This window comes from Luteococcus sp. Sow4_B9, from assembly GCF_052116585.1.
In the GTDB taxonomy this organism is placed as follows: domain Bacteria; phylum Actinomycetota; class Actinomycetes; order Propionibacteriales; family Propionibacteriaceae; genus Luteococcus.
This window is the reverse complement of the sequence record NZ_JBQKKT010000072.1, coordinates 1-584: the sequence shown is the minus strand read 5'-3', so window position 1 is coordinate 584 and position 584 is coordinate 1. Positions and strand designations below refer to the sequence as shown.

Sequence of the window (584 nt, the reverse complement as noted above, 5' to 3'; positions counted from 1 at the left end):
GGCCCCGCGAACGTGGCTTGCCCGGCCAGGAGTTCTCGTTTGAGGGTGGCGTTGAACGACTCGGCCAGGCTGTTGTCCGCACTCGTTCCGACGGCCCCCATCGACTGGGTCACCCCGAGACGCTTGCAGAGCCTGGCGTAGGCCTTCGACGTGTAGACCGACCCATGGTCGGAGTGAAACACAGCCCCTCGCAGGCTGCCCCGCTCTGCAACAGCAGCGGCGAGTGCGTCTTCGACCAGCTCGGTGCGCATGTGGTCCGCGACGGCCCAGCCGACCAGCTTGCGGGAATAGCAGTCGATCACCGTCGCCAGATACAGGTTCCCGCCACCCTGTAACGGCAGGTAGGTGATGTCGCCCACGTAACGCTGGTTCGGCGCGGTGGCGGTGAAATCCCTGCCGAGGAGATCACCGAACTTCTCATCGGCCGGCTCCGGGGCGGTGGTGCGCACCCGGCGTCGTAGCCGGATCCCGGCCAGGCCATGAGCGCGCATCACCCGCGCGACGCGCTTGTGGTTCACCCGCGCCTGTGGCTCGGCGCCGTCGTTGAGTTCGGCGGTGACCCGCGGCGCGCCGTAGGCCGGATC

1 protein-coding gene is annotated in these 584 nt (G+C 68.3%); it reads right to left on the bottom strand.

What is annotated here, in order from left to right; translation table 11 throughout:
• A partial coding sequence (locus tag ACTQ49_RS15000) for an IS3 family transposase (RefSeq protein WP_441828636.1) occupies positions 1-584 on the bottom strand: 584 nt, incomplete at both ends.